We start from the raw sequence: 17,651 nt of genomic DNA, 5'->3' as shown, positions 1-17,651 counted from the left end.
AACAGGGGTTTTTATCCCCTAAATTTTTTAATCCGACAGATAAAATAATATACGGAATAGTGGGCTAATTATGTGATCAAGATCAAACTTTTACACTCCATAATTCGCTATGATCTGCTCCAAATTTAATTCCTTCATCACATAGTTAAAAAAGAGGTGGAAAAATGAATAATGTTCGTATCGAAGTGGATTTATTAGGCGAAAGAGAAGTTTCTAATGAAGTTTATTGGGGTATTCATACCTTAAGAGCAGTTGAAAATTTTACCATTTCAAACAATTGCATTTCTGATGTACCTGAATTTGTGCGTGGCATGGTGATGGTAAAAAAAGCCACCGCACTTGCTAACGCAGAACTGGGCGTCATTCCGAAAAAAATTGGTAATGCCATTGTGCAAGCTTGCGACGAAATTTTAGTAAAAGGTCGTTGTATGGATCAATTCCCGTCCGATGTTTATCAAGGCGGTGCTGGCACCTCTGTTAATATGAATACCAATGAAGTGGTGGCAAACCTCGCGTTAGAGTTATTAGGCCATCAAAAAGGGGAATATAAAATTATTAACCCGATGGATCATGTGAACGCAAGCCAATCCACAAATGACGCTTACCCAACAGGATTTCGTATCGCTGTCTATAACAGCGTTATGAAACTGATTGATAAAATTCATTATTTACAACAGGGTTTTGAAAAAAAATCCGAAGAATTTGCTGATGTCTTAAAAATGGGTCGCACGCAATTACAAGATGCAGTGCCAATGACTGTTGGTCAGGAATTTAAAGCCTTTGCTGTCTTGTTAGAAGAAGAAGTGCGTAACTTAAAACGTACAGCAGAATTATTGCTAGAAGTCAATCTAGGGGCGACCGCCATTGGCACTGGGTTAAACACGCCTGAAGGCTATTCAGAATTAGCAGTAAAATACTTAGCCGAAGTATCACAACTGCCTTGTGTGCTTTCTGAAAACCTCATTGAAGCCACCTCCGACTGTGGTGCTTATGTTATGGTACATGGCGCATTAAAACGAAGTGCGGTGAAATTATCGAAAGTTTGTAACGACTTACGTTTACTTTCATCAGGTCCTCGTGCTGGCTTAAATGAAATTAACTTACCTGAGTTGCAAGCCGGCTCTTCCATTATGCCAGCCAAAGTCAACCCAGTGATTCCAGAAGTGGTCAATCAAGTTTGCTTTAAAGTGATTGGTAATGACACAACGGTAACCTTCGCTGCTGAAGCAGGGCAATTACAACTTAACGTAATGGAACCTGTTATTGGTCAAGCCATGTTTGAATCTATTGAAATTTTATCCAACGCTTGTGTCAATTTACGCGATAAATGTATTGATGGTATTACCGTAAATCGCGACATCTGCGAACATTTCGTCTTTAATTCCATCGGCATTGTGACCTATCTCAATCCATTTATCGGACACCACGAAGGCGATATTGTTGGCAAAATTTGTGCGCAAACGGGCAAAGGCGTGAAAGAAGTGGTGCTTGAACGCGGCTTGCTCACCGAAGCACAGCTTGATGATATTCTCTCTGTGGAAAATCTCATGAAACCAACTTACAAAGCAACGCGCTTTACGGATGATGAATAAATAAAACTTACCAAAAATCCACCGCACTTAATGGTGGATTTTTTATTGGCATTTCTCTTGAAAATCGCTCTTTTAACCCTCATTTATAGGTAAATTTTCAATAAAAGGATAACAACATGACAACCATCGTTTGTGTGCGTAAAAATGGCAAAATCGCGATTGGTGGCGATGGACAAGCCACTTTAGGTAATTGTGTAGAAAAAGGAACAGTGCGTAAAGTTCGCCGCCTTTATAAAGATCAAGTGGTCACAGGGTTTGCAGGGTCAACAGCAGACGCCTTTATCTTGCGTGATTTATTTGAGAAAAAATTAGAATTACATCAAGGACATTTAGTCAAAAGTGCGGTGGAATTAGCAAAAGAATGGCGCACAGAACGTGCATTACGTCGCTTAGAAGCCATGATGATTGTAGCAAATGACAGCGATTTCTTATTAATTTCTGGCAGCGGCGATGTGATTGAACCTGAATTTGATGTGCTTGCTATTGGCTCAGGCGGAAACTATGCAAAATCGGCAGCCTTAGCCTTGTTGCGCACAGAAAATAATCTCAGCGCAGCGGAAATCGTCAAACAAGCGCTCAATATTGCTGGCGATATTGATATTTACACTAACCATAATCACATTATTGAAGAATTATAAAATATGCCTTAAAAAATAAGGGATAGAAAAGGAAATATATTATGTCAATGACACCTCGTGAAATCGTATCAGAATTAGATGCACATATTATTGGACAAAATGAAGCGAAACGCGCAGTTGCTATCGCGTTGCGTAACCGCTGGCGCCGCATGCAATTACCAGAAGATTTACGCCAAGAAGTAACACCTAAAAATATTTTAATGATTGGACCAACTGGGGTGGGTAAAACTGAAATTGCTCGCCGTTTGGCAAAATTGGCTAATGCTCCTTTTATCAAAGTAGAAGCGACAAAATTTACTGAAGTCGGTTATGTGGGTAAAGAAGTGGATTCAATTATTCGCGATTTAGCCGATGTTTCAATGAAATTAGTGCGTCAACAAGCTGTTGAAAAAAACCGAATGAAAGCACAAGATGCAGCAGAAGATCGTATTTTAGATGTGTTATTGCCACCAGCGAAGGATCAATGGGGAAATGCGGAAGAAAGCAACAGCAACTCAACCCGTCAAATTTTCCGTAAAAAATTACGCGAAGGCCAACTAGACGATAAAGAAATTGAGATTGATGTTTCTGCGCCTGTTAGTGTAGAAATTATGACACCACCAGGCATGGAAGAAATGACTTCTCAATTACAATCTTTATTTGAGGGAATGTCGCCGAACAAAACAAAAAAACGCAAAATGAAAATTAAAGATGCGTTAAAAATTATGATTGACGAAGAAGCAGCAAAATTAGTCAATAATGAAGAACTAAAACAAAAGGCCATTGAAGCTGTTGAACAGCATGGCATTGTATTTATTGATGAAATTGACAAGATTTGCAAGAAAGGGGAGCACAGTGGTGGCGACGTGTCTCGTGAAGGGGTGCAACGCGATTTACTGCCTATTATTGAAGGCTCAACCGTCAATACCAAACATGGTATGGTCAAAACCGATCATATTTTGTTTATTTGTTCGGGCGCTTTCCAAGTAGCACGTCCATCAGATTTATTGCCTGAGTTGCAAGGTCGATTACCTATTCGTGTGGAATTGAAATCCCTTACTAAAGAAGATTTTGAGCGTATTTTAACGGAACCAAACGCCTCATTAACCTTGCAATATCGTGAATTAATGAAAACTGAAGGTGTTGATATTGAGTTCACTGCAGAAGGCATTAGCAAAATTGCTGAGTCCGCTTTCCGCGTAAATGAAAAAACAGAAAATATTGGTGCCCGTCGTTTACATACCGTACTTGAACGCTTAATGGACGGTATTTCTTTCGATGCAAGCGAACGTTCAGGCGAGAAAATCATTATTGACGAAAGCTACGTTGCCAACGCATTAAATGATGTCGTCGAAAACGAAGATTTAAGTCGATTTATTCTTTAATTAAATAAAAGTGCGGTGAAAATTAATCTAATTTCCTACCGCACTTTTTGTCAGAGATGTTTGTCTGTTGATTATATATCTTGGTAATTTAGCTCCAATTATTCTATCAAAATAGCACATCAACGCTTTTCTCTTTTTTTCTCTTCATATCGTTCATTAATGATTTTATAAGTGAGTTTTTCTTTTAATCGTTTTTGCTTTTGATATTCAGAGTCTTTTCCAAATTTATAGTATAAATATTGAATAAGAAATATTGGGATAAATAAAATCAGTGAGCTGACAAAGGCTTCCTTAAAAGCTACATTATCCCAATAAATAATTCCTTTCCTAATATATACATATATTAAGAAGAAAATATCTCTACATAGAAGAAATACATACAGATAGATGTAAAAAAAAACACTAGATCGCCAAAATCTATTCAATCTCATTTTTAGCATCCTCTAATTTAAAATATATTTTCTTTATTCTATTGGAGTCTCCAAAAAACTCACTACCATAAGAAGATACTATTGGTTTAAAAAATGAATCTGTGTATTTGTTGCCTAATTTATATCGTGATACCCCTCCTCCAACAGTTCCACTAATAGCTCCCAATGCATTCCAACCATAATCATTTGGATTTTCTGTATTTAATGTTGATAACATCACATTAATACTCACTTGTTTATCTAAAGTCTTATTTCGAGTGAGTACCGTTGAAAATTCAGCTTGTAGCAAATCATAAGGGTTATAAGGTCTATCCTGTGATAATTGATATCCTGTATTCACTGCTGCTGTTGTAGCAAGCTCTGTTGTTAAAGGATATTTAACGGCAATAGTCAGATTCGTACTCATATCTAAGCTCCGTATTAATTTTATAAAAAGATAAAAAAACAGCATTTCCATTTTTACAATAAGTTCCATTATTTACTGTTGAATACCCTTTTCTTGAAAGAATTTCACGAAGCTCTACAAGTTTATTATTATTTAAAACAAGTTCAAAGTTAAAATATCTAAACCCCGTTTTTTTGAGTATAATTTCATTCCCAAACTTAACATTTAATAAAATAAAAAGCCTTTCACCTTCCTGTCTGTTATTAAAATTATTTTTTATTCCACCAGAAAAAATTCCATAGATAAGAGATAAAAAAATAATAGTTAAATTTAAAGAAAAAAGATATTTCTTCATTATTTATCTCCTGTTACTCACCTAGCGAAACTATCAGCATTTCAGCAATAACATTAAACAATTAAATTTATCATTTTATAATGTAATTAAGATATAAGGTCAGGAGCTTATATTTAAAGAATATTATAGAACTTTCCATAACCGAAGAAAAATATTACAAAAAGCAAAATAAAAAGAGATAGTATAAACTTAATATTAATTATCAAATCATCAGTAAAAAACACCAATAAGTCAATATCTAAAATAGATAAACCATTTTCAAAATGGTGTAATATTTCAAATAAAGTGTGAGAAAAAAAAATGGCAAAAAAAGCAGTAAAAAAAGAATAAATTAGCACAAATAAAAAAAAGCTTCTCTTACTCATTACCATCTCCTTTTTGTATTCACTGCTACTGTTGTGACAAGCTCTGTTGTTAATGGATATTTCGATAGAGTATTCATAACCGTTTTTCCATCCCCTTGAGTTTGCCAAGTGTATCTGATATTTTCTTCAGGAAAATATTTCTTCCATGAGAAGAAATATTAGAATATATTGTATTTTTTTCCATAACCACAATACGAAGAAACAAACAACAGTCCCCACAACAATATGATCATCTTGATTCTGGTTTTAAAACCATTCAAAAAAAAGTCATAAAAATCAAAATCTAAAAGAGAATTTCCACTATTAAAATTATACAACATATTAGCTAAAAAAAATGAACCATATATTACTAAAAAACTAACAAGTAATGAATATATAACCATACATAGGGCAAATTTCAGCTTATTCATTTTTACCACCTTTATTTAGGATTCGTATTGAATTTGAAACCCTCTATTAAATACCTCTCCCACACTATTCCCCCATATTTCAGGAACAATATTCTTTCTGTGAGAATAAATAAAAGGAAGTTCATCATTTAACGGCTGAAAAGTATATTTTAACCATGTAAGAGCAGGGTTATATTTAAAGGTAGCTCTATTGCTTTACCTGATACATAACCAATTTCTCCATATTTAATGCGCCTGAAGCAGTATTACCAGCAACATTTTTCCATTACACCAATATCTAATATCCGTTTGGACACAGGCTCTATTGAGGAGAATACAAAGTACTTTGTAAATTTTTAACCGTTAAATTGTTACTTCATCCTCTTATAATCTACTTCTATATACCAAATATAACGTCACAAAAAATAAGCCTGTTAGAAAAAACACAGATTTTATATAAACAGGATCACAAAAAAAATCATTAACAAAATCAATTTCAAAAATATTTTTTGAGTATTGGATGTTAATCAAAACAGAAAAACAAACGAACAAACAAAAAAGAGATAAAAAAGCACAAACAAAACTATAAAACAATAAAACAACCTTATTTTTCATTATTAACCTCGTTGTTATACTTATTTATCTGATATTGATATACCCTATTTCACTTAGCTTGAAAAAAACAAGAGTATTATAAAATAACAGATGTACATAAAACTTTTTCTATTATACTTATGTTTTTTATAGATAAAATCAAATGACTGTGACATAGTTTCTAATTGGATTATATGGAACTATAAGCTGTATTCGTCTGCTCCTTGATTTACAAACAGTGAGCCATTTACATATCCATTCTGAGTTAAATCATTTTCCACATAGGCCCTACCTTAAGCTCTTTTCCTACTTATCCTACCATATATTTTGTTGCATTAAGTGATACCCCAAATGTCTTTATATATCATTAAATAATCAGCGTATTCAAGAAAAACAAAAAGGACTAATTCCTATACCTAGGAATCAGTCCTCGAATTAAATAAATCTAACTATTGGTGTCAGATCATAAAGATAGCATTTAAAACTGCGGTTAAAATTAACGACGTTTTTGAGTTAAACGCTCTGTTAATTCGTAAGCACGAAGTTTTGCGAGTTCTTGTGATAATTTCGCCACCATTAATTCATGGTTCGCATCACCTGATTTCGCTACAATATTTTCTTCTGCTTTGCGTTTTGCATTCAAGATGCGTTCTTGGTCAAGATCTTCACCGCGGATTGCAACATCAGCCAATACGGTAACCACGTTTGGCTGTACTTCTAAAAATCCACCTGAAACATAAATCACTTCTTCGCTATCATTTTCAAGAGTGAATTTCACAATACCTGGTTTAATCGCCGTTAGTAATGGAATGTGATTGGCTAAAATACCCAATTCACCTTCCACACCTGTTGCTTGAATACTTTTTACCGCACCTTCGAAGATTTTTTTCTCTGCGCTTACGATAATTAAGTTAAATGTTGCCATTTGGATCTCCTTCAATCTGGTAATCAGTTGAAGTGATTACATTTTATTCGCTTTTTCAATAACTTCTTCGATTGAACCCACCATATAGAACGCTTGTTCTGGAATATGGTCGTATTCGCCCTCAAGAATACCTTTAAAGCCACGAATTGTTTCTTTTAATGGCACATATTTACCTGGAGAACCAGTGAAGACTTCCGCAACGAAGAACGGTTGTGATAAGAAACGTTCGATTTTACGCGCACGTGCTACCACTAATTTATCGTCTTCTGAAAGCTCATCCATACCTAAGATAGCAATGATATCTTTTAATTCTTTATAGCGTTGTAAGATACCCTGTACGCCACGAGCAACATTGTAATGCTCTTCACCAACTACTAATGGATCAAGCTGACGAGAAGTTGAATCTAATGGGTCAACCGCTGGGTAAATACCTAAAGAAGCGATGTTACGGCTTAATACAACTGTTGAGTCTAAGTGCGCAAAGGTTGTTGCTGGCGATGGGTCAGTTAAGTCATCGGCAGGCACGTAAACCGCTTGAACAGAAGTGATAGAACCTGTTTTAGTTGAAGTGATACGCTCTTGAAGTACGCCCATTTCTTCTGCTAAGGTTGGTTGGTAACCTACCGCAGATGGCATACGACCTAATAACGCTGACACTTCTGTACCCGCAAGGGTGTAACGATAAATGTTATCCACGAAGAATAATACGTCACGACCTTCATCGCGGAATTTTTCTGCCATGGTTAAGCCTGTTAATGCAACACGTAAACGGTTACCTGGTGGCTCATTCATTTGACCATAAACAAGAGATACTTTATCCAATACGTTAGATTCTGTCATTTCATGATAGAAGTCGTTACCTTCACGAGTACGCTCACCTACACCAGCGAATACTGAGTAACCTGAGTGCTCAATCGCGATATTACGGATTAACTCCATCATATTTACCGTTTTACCTACACCAGCACCACCGAATAAACCAACTTTACCCCCTTTCGCAAATGGGCAAATTAAGTCAATTACTTTGATACCAGTTTCAAGTAATTCTGTACTATTAGATTGTTCTTCATAGCTTGGTGCTGCACGATGAATCGCCCAGTGCTCTTCCGCACCAATATCACCTCTTTCATCAATTGGTTCACCTAGTACGTTCATAATACGACCAAGTGTTTTAGTACCAACTGGAACAGAAATAGGATGACCTGTATTTTCTACTTTTAAACCACGTTTTAAACCATCAGATGAACCTAATGCGATACAACGTACCACACCGCCACCTAATTGTTGTTGAACTTCAAGAGTTAATCCTGATTCAACTTTTAATGCATCGTAAACTTTTGGTACTGCATCTTGTGGGAATTCAACGTCGATTACCGCACCGATAATCTGTACAATTTTTCCTGCTGACATTACCGTCTTCTCCATTAAATCGCTGCAGCGCCTGCAACAATTTCGTTTAATTCATTTGTGATACTTGCCTGACGAGCTTTGTTATACACCAACTGCAAGTCATTGATTAAATTACCTGCATTATCTGTTGCTGCTTTCATTGCCACCATACGAGCCGCTTGTTCTGAAGCTAAATTATCCACCACAGCTTGGTAAACTTGGGATTCTAAATAACGAACCAATAAGCTATCTAATAACACTTTTGGCTCAGGTTCATAAATATATTCCCAAGACTGTTGTCTTTCGCCTAATTCATCAGTTTCTGATTTTGATAATGGCACAAGCTGTTGGAATAATGGTTTTTGCGACATTGTGTTGACAAATTTATTGTATGCAATATAAACGGCATCTAATTCGCCATTGCGATATGCATCAAACATTGAGTTTGCAACACCAATTAAATCCTCTAACGCAGGATTATCGCCTAAACCTGAATGTTGTCCTCTTACATTCAAACCAAGGGAACGGAAAAAGCCGATACCTTTTGAGCCAATTAAGCCCAATTCAACAGTAACGCCTTTTTCTTTCCATTGTTTAATCTCGTTAAGTGCGGTCTTAAATAAGTTAATATTTAAACCACCACACATACCTCGATCCGTTGAAATTAACAGGATACCCACTTTTTTAATTTCACGTTCAACTAAAAATGGGTGTTTATATCCAACACTTGCTTTTGAGACGTGGCTGATAACATTTCTAATGGTTTCAGAATAAGGGCGAGATGCAGCCATACGATCTTGCGTTTTACGCATTTTCGATGTTGCCACCATTTCCATTGCCTTGGTAATTTTCTGTGTACTCTGTACACTGGCAATTTTGGTTTTTATCTCTTTTCCACCAGCCATGTTATTTCTCCGTTTCCGTTATTACCACGCACCATTTGCTTTGAAACTGTCTAAAATGGCTTTCAACGTATCTTTAATTTCATCGTTGTAGTTGCCTGATTTATTCAGTTCTTGCATAAAATCAGCGTATTGACTATTGGCATAATCTAAAAGTGCGGTCTCAAATCCAGCAATTTTATTTAATGCAACATCTTCTAAATAACCAAACTCTACGGCAAATAACACTAACGCCTGTTGAGATACGCTTAACGGCGAGTATTGTTTTTGTTTTAATAATTCAGTTACTTTTTCACCATGGGATAACTGCTTGCGAGTTGCATCATCTAAGTCTGAAGCAAACTGAGCAAATGCCGCTAATTCACGATATTGAGCAAGCGCAGTACGAATACCACCAGCTAATTTTTTAACGACTTTAGTTTGTGCAGCACCACCCACACGAGAAACCGAGATACCTGGGTTTACCGCAGGACGAATACCTGAGTTAAATAGGTTAGATTCTAAGAAGATCTGACCATCGGTAATTGAAATTACGTTGGTTGGTACGAAAGCAGAAACGTCACCTGCTTGCGTTTCAATAATAGGAAGCGCGGTTAAAGAACCTGTTTTTCCTTTTACTTCACCTTTAGTGAAACGTTCAACATAATCTTCATTAACACGAGATGCACGCTCAAGTAAACGAGAGTGTAAGTAGAATACATCGCCAGGGAAAGCTTCACGACCTGGTGGACGACGTAATAATAATGAAATTTGACGATAAGCAACGGCTTGTTTTGATAAATCATCATAAACAATTAATGCGTCTTCACCGCGATCGCGGAAATATTCACCCATTGCACAACCAGCATAAGGCGCTAAATATTGTAATGCGGCAGATTCAGAAGCTGAAGCAACAACAACGATTGTGTTTGCTAATGCACCATGCTCTTCTAATTTACGCACAACGTTCGCAATAGTTGATGCTTTTTGACCAATTGCTACATAGATACATTTAATGCCTGAATCACGTTGGTTGATGATCGCATCGATTGCTAATGCGGTTTTACCTGTTTGACGGTCACCGATAATTAATTCACGTTGTCCACGACCGATTGGTACCATTGAGTCAACGGCTTTATAACCTGTTTGTACTGGCTGATCGACTGATTTACGATCGATAACACCCGGTGCAATTACTTCAACTGGTGAGAAACCATCATTTTGGATTTCACCTTTACCATCAATAGGTTCACCTAAAGTATTAACAACACGACCTAACAAGCCACGACCAACTGGAACTTCAAGGATACGGCCTGTACATTGAACTTCCATACCTTCAGCAAGGTCAGCATAAGGACCCATAACTACCGCACCGACAGAATCTCTCTCAAGGTTAAGAGCCATCGCATAACGATTACCTGGTAATGCAATCATTTCCCCTTGCATTACATCACTTAAACCGTGAATACGGATGATACCGTCACTCACAGAAACGATTGTACCCGTATTGCGAGCTTCGCTCACAACATCAAATTGGGCAATACGTTTTTTAATCAATTCACTAATTTCAGTTGAATTTAGTTGCATTTTGAATTCCTCTTATCATTGCAATTCGTTTGCCAAACGAGCTAATTGTCCGCGGCTTGAGCCGTCAATTACAAAGTCGTCGGTACGAATGATAACTCCAGCAATTAGTGAGCTATCAACACTGCAATTTAATTTCACTTTACGAGCAAGTCTTTTTTCCATTGCGGCGACAATTTTCTGTTCTTGCGTTGCATTTAATGGTTGAGCTGAAATAACTTTAACTTCAGCTGTTGCTTGATATTCTTCCACATAATGTTGAAATTCAGAAAAAACTGCTGGAAGCACCGTTAAACGCTTATTTTCAGCCATTAATCGAATCAGATTTTGCCCATATTGATCAAGTTGGTCGCCACAAATAGAAATAACGGTATCCGCAACTTTCTGTGCAGAAAAGGAACCAGTTAAAAATGCTTGAATTTGCTCATTTTTCGCCACTTCTGCAACGAAAGAAAGCATTTCAGTCCATTTTTCAACCGCACTTTGTTCTACTGCAAAATCAAATGCTGCTTTTGCATAAGGGCGAGCTATCGTAGTTAATTCTGACATAAGCTCAACCTTCTTATAGTTCTGCAACTAATTTATCAATAATGTCGTTGTTTGCCGCTTCATCAATATGGCGACCCACAATTTTCTCAGCACCAGCAACGGCAAGAGAGGCGACTTTAACGCGTAATTCTTCTTGAACTCGTTTACGTTCAGCTTCCACTTCAGCATAGCCTTGTTCAATAATTTTGGCTTTTAATGCTTCCGCTTCCGTTTTCACTTCTTCAAGCATTTCATTACGGCGTTTATTGGCTAAATCAATAATTTCTTGTGCTTGTAATTTTGCTTTAGAAATTTCTTCTTCCACTAATACTTTAGTACTTGCTTGCTCTTTTTTAGCCGCTTCAGCAGAAGCTAAAGCATTAGCAATATTCGCTTGGCGATCTTCAATCGCTTTAATAAGTGGTGGCCATACAAATTTCATACAAAACGCAACAAAAAGTGCGAAAGCGATGAGTTGGCCAATTAGTGTTGCATTTAAATTCACAACGCCCTCCTAAAAGTCGGTTAAGTTATTCAATCGAATAACGGTTAATTTCAATCCCGACTTATTTCAATAAATCAATGAACGGGTTTGCGAAGATGAAAAGTAATGAAATACCTACAGCAATCATTGAAATAGCATCTAAAAGACCAGCTACGATAAACATTTTAGTTTGTAAGCTGTTTGCTAATTCTGGTTGACGAGCTGATGACTCTAAGAATTTACCACCTAAGATAGCAAAACCTAATGCAGTACCTAATGCAGCTACAGCAAGAAGAATTGCAGATGCGATGATTGTTGTAGTGATTACAGTTTCCATAATGTTCTCCATAAGATTGAAAATTAAGACCTAAGGTCCAGTTTGTTTATAAAAAATCGTTAAATTAGTGATCGGCTTTGTTATAGCCCATACTTAAGTAAACAATCGTTAACATCATAAAAATAAAGGCTTGTAATGTAATAACCAAAATATGGAAAATTGCCCAAACAAGATGTAACGGAATCCCTAATGCTTTTAAGGCAAAACTATCTGCCATATACATAATTGCAATAAGAATAAAGATTAATTCACCTGCATACATATTACCAAACAAACGGAATGCCAACGAAATTGGTTTCGCAAGTAAAGTAACTGTTTCAAGTAAAAAGTTAACTGGAATGAATGCCCAATGATTAAATGGATGCAATGTATATTCTTTCGCTAAACCGCCAAAACCTTTTGATTTGACGGTATAAAATAGAATAAGGAAGAAAACACAAATTGACATACCTAATGTGGCACTAATGTCTGCTGTCGGTACAGCGCGAAGATAATGAATACCAAATAAATTTGCAAATTGAGGAAGGAAGTCTACTGGAACTAAGTCGATAGCATTCATGATGAATACCCAGCAGAAAATTGTTAAAGCAATAGGGGCGATAGCGTTTCTTGGTCCATGGAAATTATCTTTTACTAATCCATCAACCCATTCAATCACAATTTCGATAAAACATTGCAATTTTCCTGGTACGCCTGATGTGGCTGTTTTCGCTACTCGAGAGAAAACGAAAAGAAAAATAGCACCTGAAATGATTGAGAAAAACAGACTATCTAAATGTACAGCCCAAAACCCTTCACCAGAAGCTAAAAAGCTTAAATGGTGCGTGATATAATCTGCAGTTGTTCCAGCCATAAATTATCCTTTTCAACAAATTATAAAAATTCTGTTATTTTCTAAAAGAAAGCAAAAATGGAATAAAATTATTTAACACTAATAATAAAACATAGCCCATAAAAAAAGCCATCACATTAAGATTAGTGATTAATTTTATGCTCAACATAATTAACAAGATGGTTGCCAACCATTTGAGACCTTCACCTCGATAAAGTGCGGTCATTTTTGCTTGATTTTTCGCTTGATGACGAAAAAAGAACCAATAAACCATTAATGTATGAGGTAAAAAGCCCACCAACATACCTACTAAAAAATCCCTTGCGTGAGCTGGTTTAAACAGAAAAACCATTAAGCTCAAAAAAAGGATAAACCCCATTTCAACAAGCAAGGATTTTAAATAATGTTGTTTGGCTTTATGGATTACAGCAGACATAATAAACCTTAATAACTGTAATTCATTAAATAAAACAGCGGAATTATACGATACAAAAATGAAAGTTTAAACTTAAAATCACCTAAAATGAGGTATTTGTCACAAAATTTCAACAAATTAGTAAATAAATTTTAATTATTCTTTTTGATTAGTACCAAATGACGCTCACCAACTAAGTCTGGCACCGCTAATTCAACTACTTTTTGAATAACAAAATGTGAATCAAGTAGTTCCACTTCGTCTTCATGATATTGCCCTTTTAATGCATAAAACAACCCTTGCTGATTAGGCAAATGTTGGCACCAATGGGTCATATCCTTCAAACTGGCAAAAGCCCTGCTTAAAACCCCATCAAATTGATGAACGGGCTTAAATTCTTCCACACGACTTAGCACTGGTTCTACATTAGTTAGTGCTAATTCACGTACTGCATTACGAATAAAACTAATACGCTTGCCTAAACTGTCCAACAAGAAGAATTTTTTATCTGGGTTAATAATGGCTAAAGGCAAGCCGGGCAAGCCTGGGCCTGTACCCACATCGATAAAAAGATCCCCTTGTAAATAAGAACTAACAACTACGCTATCCAAAATATGTTTAACTAACATTTCTTTTGGATCTCGCACTGAAGTCAAGTTGTAGGCTTTGTTCCATTTATCCAGTAACAAAACTAACTGTACCAGCTGCTTTTTTTGCTGATCTGTAAGAGAAAGTGCGGTCTGTTTTAATAAAGTTTCTAACTTTTCACTTAACTGTTGCTCAAGGTTCATTATTCGCCTCGTTTTAACATACCTTGTTTTTTCAAATTCACTAACAAAATTGAAATTGCAGCAGGAGTAACGCCTGAAATTCGACTTGCTTGTCCAATAGAAACAGGGCGATATTGTTCTAATTTAGAACGCACTTCGTTAGATAATCCTGAAACTAAGCTATAATCAAAACGATCTGGAATTGCCGTATTTTCATGACGTTTCTGTTTTTCAATTTCATCTTGTTGATGTTCAATATAGCCTTGATATTTAATGGCAATTTCCACCTGTTCTGCTGCTTGTTTATCCTCAAGTGCGGGTGAAAATGCTGCAGTTTTAGTTAATTTTTCATAGGTAATTTCTGGACGACGTAATAAGTCTTCGCCGCTGGCTTCACGCGTTAATGGATTGCCTACTAACTGATTAATTTCTGCCAAATGTTCTGATTGAGGGTGAATCCAAATTTGTTTTAAACGTTGACGTTCTTGCTCAATGTTATCCATTTTTTGATTAAAACGCGCCCAACGCGCCTCATCAATTAATCCTAATTTATGAGCAATAGGGGTTAAACGAATATCCGCATTATCTTCACGCAACAATAAACGGTATTCAGCACGAGAAGTAAATACACGATAAGGTTCTTTTGTGCCTAAGGTGCAAAGATCATCTACTAATACCCCAGTATAAGCCTGATCACGACGTGGGAACCATTGCTCTTTATCTTGCACATATAATCCAGCGTTAATACCGGCTAATAATCCCTGTGCTGCGGCTTCTTCATATCCCGTTGTACCATTAATTTGTCCCGCAAAGAATAAACCACTAATCGCTTTTGTTTCTAATGTTGGTTTTAAATCTCTTGGATCAAAATAATCATATTCAATGGCATAGCCTGGCTTCACAATTCGAGTTTTTTCCAAGCCTTTCATTGAATTTACAATGCCCATTTGTACATCAAATGGCAAACTGGTTGAAATCCCATTTGGATAAACTTCATTGGAGGTTAAACCTTCAGGCTCCAGATAAATTTGATGTGAATTACGTTCAGCAAAGCGCATAACCTTATCTTCAATAGAAGGGCAATAGCGAGGGCCAATACCTTCAATCACCCCTGTATACATTGGACTGCGATCCAAATTGTTACGGATCACTTCATGGGTATGATCATTGGTATGGGTAATAAAACAAGGAATTTGACGTGGATGTTGATCTACCGATCCCATAAAAGAGAAAACCGGCAATTCTTCATCACCATGCTGTTTTGCAAGTACATCAAAATTAATGGTACGCGCATCTAAACGTGGTGGTGTACCTGTTTTTAGACGATCAACACGTAAACCTAAATCACGTAAACGATGGGATAAGCTCACCGCAGCAGGATCGCCCGCTCGTCCACCTTCATAATTTTCCAAACCAATATGAATTTTACCTGCTAAAAATGTACCAGCTGTAAGAATGACGGATCTTGCACGAAATTTTAATCCCATTTTCGTTTCAACACCGCTAACACGATCCTGTTCAATTAATACATCTGTAACTTCTTGTTGGAAAATATCTAAATTAGGTTGATTTTCAAGTGCAATACGCACAGCTTGACGATATAAAACGCGGTCTGCCTGTGCACGTGTTGCGCGCACTGCAGGCCCTTTGCTGCTATTTAATGTGCGAAATTGGATCCCAGCCTGATCCGCTGCGGTTGCCATTAAACCACCCATGGCATCAATTTCTTTCACTAAATGGCCTTTACCAATACCACCAATTGCAGGGTTACAAGACATTTGCCCTAATGTATCAATATTATGAGTAAGCAATAATGTTTTTAGCCCCATTCTTGCTGGTGCCAGAGCTGCTTCTGTGCCTGCGTGACCGCCACCAATAACGATCACATCATAATTTTCTGTATAAAACATATAAACCTTAATACAATGAAAAGGATCGCTTTCACCGATCTTAAATAAAATAACGTGGTATTCTACTAAAAATTGATAGATCCTAAAAGTGGGATCGATAAGTTAGGATCTAAATAATGGATCACTAATAATATAAAGATCTATATATAAAAGATCTTATTATTACTATTATTAGATCCACTGATCGTTGTTTATAAGATCCTTTTTCCTTTTTATATAAATAACTTAGATCTTTTTGAACCTGAGTAAAACTTGGATCTTTACAGTGAAATAATTCTGTATAACTTGGCTAGTTATCCACAGATGCTATTTTTTTAGATCTTATCAAATGAAAAAATACAGCTTGTTGACAATTTTCTATAAAGTTATCCACAGTGAAATTTATGAGATAAATAAAAAAAGTGCGGTGAAATTAACCGCACTTTTCAAAACAAAGGAAAATAAATTAGAGTCTTTCAGCTAACATCGCTTCTAATTTTTCAATATCAATAGCGAATTTGCGGATACCCTCAGCTAATTTTTCAACTGCCATTGGGTCAGCATTATGTTGCCAATAGAATTCAGATTCTTTTAATGGTTCTGGACGTGCTTTTACTTCGCCATTGAACGTTAATTTGCGTACTAAAGGCGCATTACTTTCTTGTAATTCTTTTAATAAAGATGGCGCGATAGTTAAGCGGTCGCAACCTGCTAATTCGGTAATTTCACCAACATTGCGGAAACTTGCACCCATTACCACAGTTTCATAACCATATTGTTTATAATAATTATAAATTTCAGTTACTGAAACTACGCCAGGATCTTCTGCTGGTGCATAGTCTTTTTTATCTGAGTTTGCTTTGTACCAGTCAAGAATACGACCGACGAATGGTGAAATTAAATAAACACCCGCTTCAGCACAGGCACGAGCTTGCGCTTGAGAGAATAATAAGGTGAGGTTACAGTTAATATTTTCTTTTTCTAAGATTTCTGCTGCGCGGATACCTTGCCAAGTAGAAGCAATTTTGATTAGGATACGATCGTTAGCTACACCCGCTTCATTATAAAGACGGATAATTTTACGCGCTTTTTCAACAGTCGCTTCAGTATCATAAGAAAGACGTGCATCCACCTCAGTTGAAATGCGACCTGGTACTAATTTTAAAATTTCTAAACCAATGTTTACGGCTAATTTATCTTCCGCATCAATCAGTTGTTGTTTTTTACAATCACTTTGTTTTTTTGCATAAGCAATGGCTTCATCAATTAATGGTGCATACTGTGGTAATGCAGAAGCACTTAAAATTAATGAAGGGTTAGTTGTTGCATCTTGTGGCTTGTATAATTTCATCGCTTCGATATCGCCAGTATCGGCCACCACAACGGTCATTTCACGTAAAGCATCTAATTGTGTAGTCATAATTTTTCCTCAAGTTTTAGGGGATTGCATAATACAAAATATAATTTATTTATAGTCTATTTACGCAGAGGTAAACTATAATAC

At 36.3% G+C, this 17,651-nt stretch carries 18 protein-coding genes; 3 read left to right on the top strand and 15 right to left on the bottom strand.

The genetic code is table 11. The annotated features are described in order from the left end of the window. Window positions 1–164 precede the first annotated feature (164 nt). From aspA to hslU, 3 genes are all read left to right on the top strand, one after another. Window positions 165–1,592 (top strand): aspartate ammonia-lyase, encoded by a 1,428-nt coding sequence (aspA, locus tag ACT2CV_RS09395; protein WP_464973305.1) that lies wholly within the window; start codon window positions 165–167, stop codon window positions 1,590–1,592. 116 nt (window positions 1,593–1,708) lie between these two features. Continuing rightward, window positions 1,709–2,230, top strand: a complete 522-nt coding sequence (gene hslV, locus ACT2CV_RS09390) for an ATP-dependent protease subunit HslV (RefSeq protein ID WP_464973306.1) — start codon at window positions 1,709–1,711, stop codon at window positions 2,228–2,230. Window positions 2,231–2,268: 38 nt separating this feature from the next. Next, window positions 2,269–3,594, top strand: a complete 1,326-nt coding sequence (gene hslU, locus ACT2CV_RS09385; protein ID WP_464973970.1) for an HslU--HslV peptidase ATPase subunit — start codon at window positions 2,269–2,271, stop codon at window positions 3,592–3,594. 417 nt (window positions 3,595–4,011) lie between these two features. Here the strand turns inward: hslU and ACT2CV_RS09380 are convergent, their stop codons facing one another. The 15 genes from ACT2CV_RS09380 to tal form a co-directional block, all read right to left on the bottom strand. Further along, the gene (locus tag ACT2CV_RS09380) at window positions 4,012–4,431 is read right to left on the bottom strand and encodes a hypothetical protein (RefSeq protein ID WP_464973307.1); all 420 of its coding nucleotides are present in this window, start codon (window positions 4,429–4,431) and stop codon (window positions 4,012–4,014) included. Continuing rightward, complete coding sequence (locus ACT2CV_RS09375) at window positions 4,403–4,765, bottom strand: hypothetical protein (protein ID WP_464973308.1); 363 nt, start codon at window positions 4,763–4,765, stop codon at window positions 4,403–4,405. The genes ACT2CV_RS09380 and ACT2CV_RS09375 overlap by 29 nt, the downstream gene beginning before the upstream one ends. A 113-nt stretch (window positions 4,766–4,878) precedes the next feature. Then, window positions 4,879–5,130 carry a hypothetical protein gene (locus tag ACT2CV_RS09370; RefSeq protein ID WP_464974064.1) on the bottom strand — a complete coding sequence of 84 codons (252 nt, stop codon included), beginning with the start codon at window positions 5,128–5,130 and terminating at the stop codon, window positions 4,879–4,881. 1,479 nt (window positions 5,131–6,609) lie between these two features. After that, window positions 6,610–7,038, bottom strand: coding sequence for a F0F1 ATP synthase subunit epsilon (locus ACT2CV_RS09365; RefSeq protein WP_464973309.1), 429 nt, complete (start codon window positions 7,036–7,038; stop codon window positions 6,610–6,612). 36 nt (window positions 7,039–7,074) lie between these two features. After that, the gene (gene atpD / locus ACT2CV_RS09360; RefSeq protein ID WP_464973310.1) at window positions 7,075–8,448 is read right to left on the bottom strand and encodes a F0F1 ATP synthase subunit beta; all 1,374 of its coding nucleotides are present in this window, start codon (window positions 8,446–8,448) and stop codon (window positions 7,075–7,077) included. Window positions 8,449–8,462: 14 nt separating this feature from the next. Further along, a complete protein-coding gene (atpG, locus tag ACT2CV_RS09355) occupies window positions 8,463–9,332 on the bottom strand; it encodes a F0F1 ATP synthase subunit gamma (protein ID WP_464973311.1) in 870 nt (289 codons plus the stop codon). A gap of 21 nt (window positions 9,333–9,353) precedes the next feature. Beyond that, the gene (atpA, locus tag ACT2CV_RS09350; RefSeq protein ID WP_464973312.1) at window positions 9,354–10,895 is read right to left on the bottom strand and encodes a F0F1 ATP synthase subunit alpha; all 1,542 of its coding nucleotides are present in this window, start codon (window positions 10,893–10,895) and stop codon (window positions 9,354–9,356) included. A 15-nt stretch (window positions 10,896–10,910) separates the two neighbouring features. Then, a complete protein-coding gene (gene atpH, locus ACT2CV_RS09345; protein WP_464973313.1) occupies window positions 10,911–11,441 on the bottom strand; it encodes a F0F1 ATP synthase subunit delta in 531 nt (176 codons plus the stop codon). A gap of 13 nt (window positions 11,442–11,454) precedes the next feature. Further along, on the bottom strand, window positions 11,455–11,925 hold the full coding sequence (gene atpF / locus ACT2CV_RS09340) for a F0F1 ATP synthase subunit B (protein ID WP_464973314.1): 471 nt from the start codon (window positions 11,923–11,925) through the stop codon (window positions 11,455–11,457). A 61-nt stretch (window positions 11,926–11,986) separates the two neighbouring features. Then, window positions 11,987–12,241, bottom strand: a complete 255-nt coding sequence (gene atpE / locus ACT2CV_RS09335) for a F0F1 ATP synthase subunit C (RefSeq protein WP_464973315.1) — start codon at window positions 12,239–12,241, stop codon at window positions 11,987–11,989. 64 nt (window positions 12,242–12,305) lie between these two features. After that, window positions 12,306–13,094, bottom strand: a complete 789-nt coding sequence (atpB, locus tag ACT2CV_RS09330; RefSeq protein WP_464973316.1) for a F0F1 ATP synthase subunit A — start codon at window positions 13,092–13,094, stop codon at window positions 12,306–12,308. Window positions 13,095–13,128: 34 nt separating this feature from the next. After that, the gene (locus tag ACT2CV_RS09325; protein ID WP_464973317.1) at window positions 13,129–13,509 is read right to left on the bottom strand and encodes an ATP synthase subunit I; all 381 of its coding nucleotides are present in this window, start codon (window positions 13,507–13,509) and stop codon (window positions 13,129–13,131) included. 131 nt (window positions 13,510–13,640) lie between these two features. Then, window positions 13,641–14,282 (bottom strand): 16S rRNA (guanine(527)-N(7))-methyltransferase RsmG, encoded by a 642-nt coding sequence (rsmG, locus tag ACT2CV_RS09320; protein ID WP_464973971.1) that lies wholly within the window; start codon window positions 14,280–14,282, stop codon window positions 13,641–13,643. Then, complete coding sequence (mnmG, locus tag ACT2CV_RS09315; protein WP_464973318.1) at window positions 14,279–16,168, bottom strand: tRNA uridine-5-carboxymethylaminomethyl(34) synthesis enzyme MnmG; 1,890 nt, start codon at window positions 16,166–16,168, stop codon at window positions 14,279–14,281. The genes rsmG and mnmG overlap by 4 nt, the downstream gene beginning before the upstream one ends. Before the next feature lie 445 nt (window positions 16,169–16,613). Continuing rightward, a complete protein-coding gene (gene tal / locus ACT2CV_RS09310) occupies window positions 16,614–17,567 on the bottom strand; it encodes a transaldolase (protein ID WP_464973319.1) in 954 nt (317 codons plus the stop codon). Between the last annotated feature and the right edge of the window lie 84 nt (window positions 17,568–17,651).

The sequence above is a fragment of the Reella acinonychis genome, assembly GCF_052384575.1.
In the GTDB taxonomy this organism is placed as follows: Bacteria; Pseudomonadota; Gammaproteobacteria; order Enterobacterales; family Pasteurellaceae; genus JBQSUQ01.
Note: the sequence above shows the minus strand (reverse complement) of the source record. Positions and strands in the feature narration are given on the sequence as shown.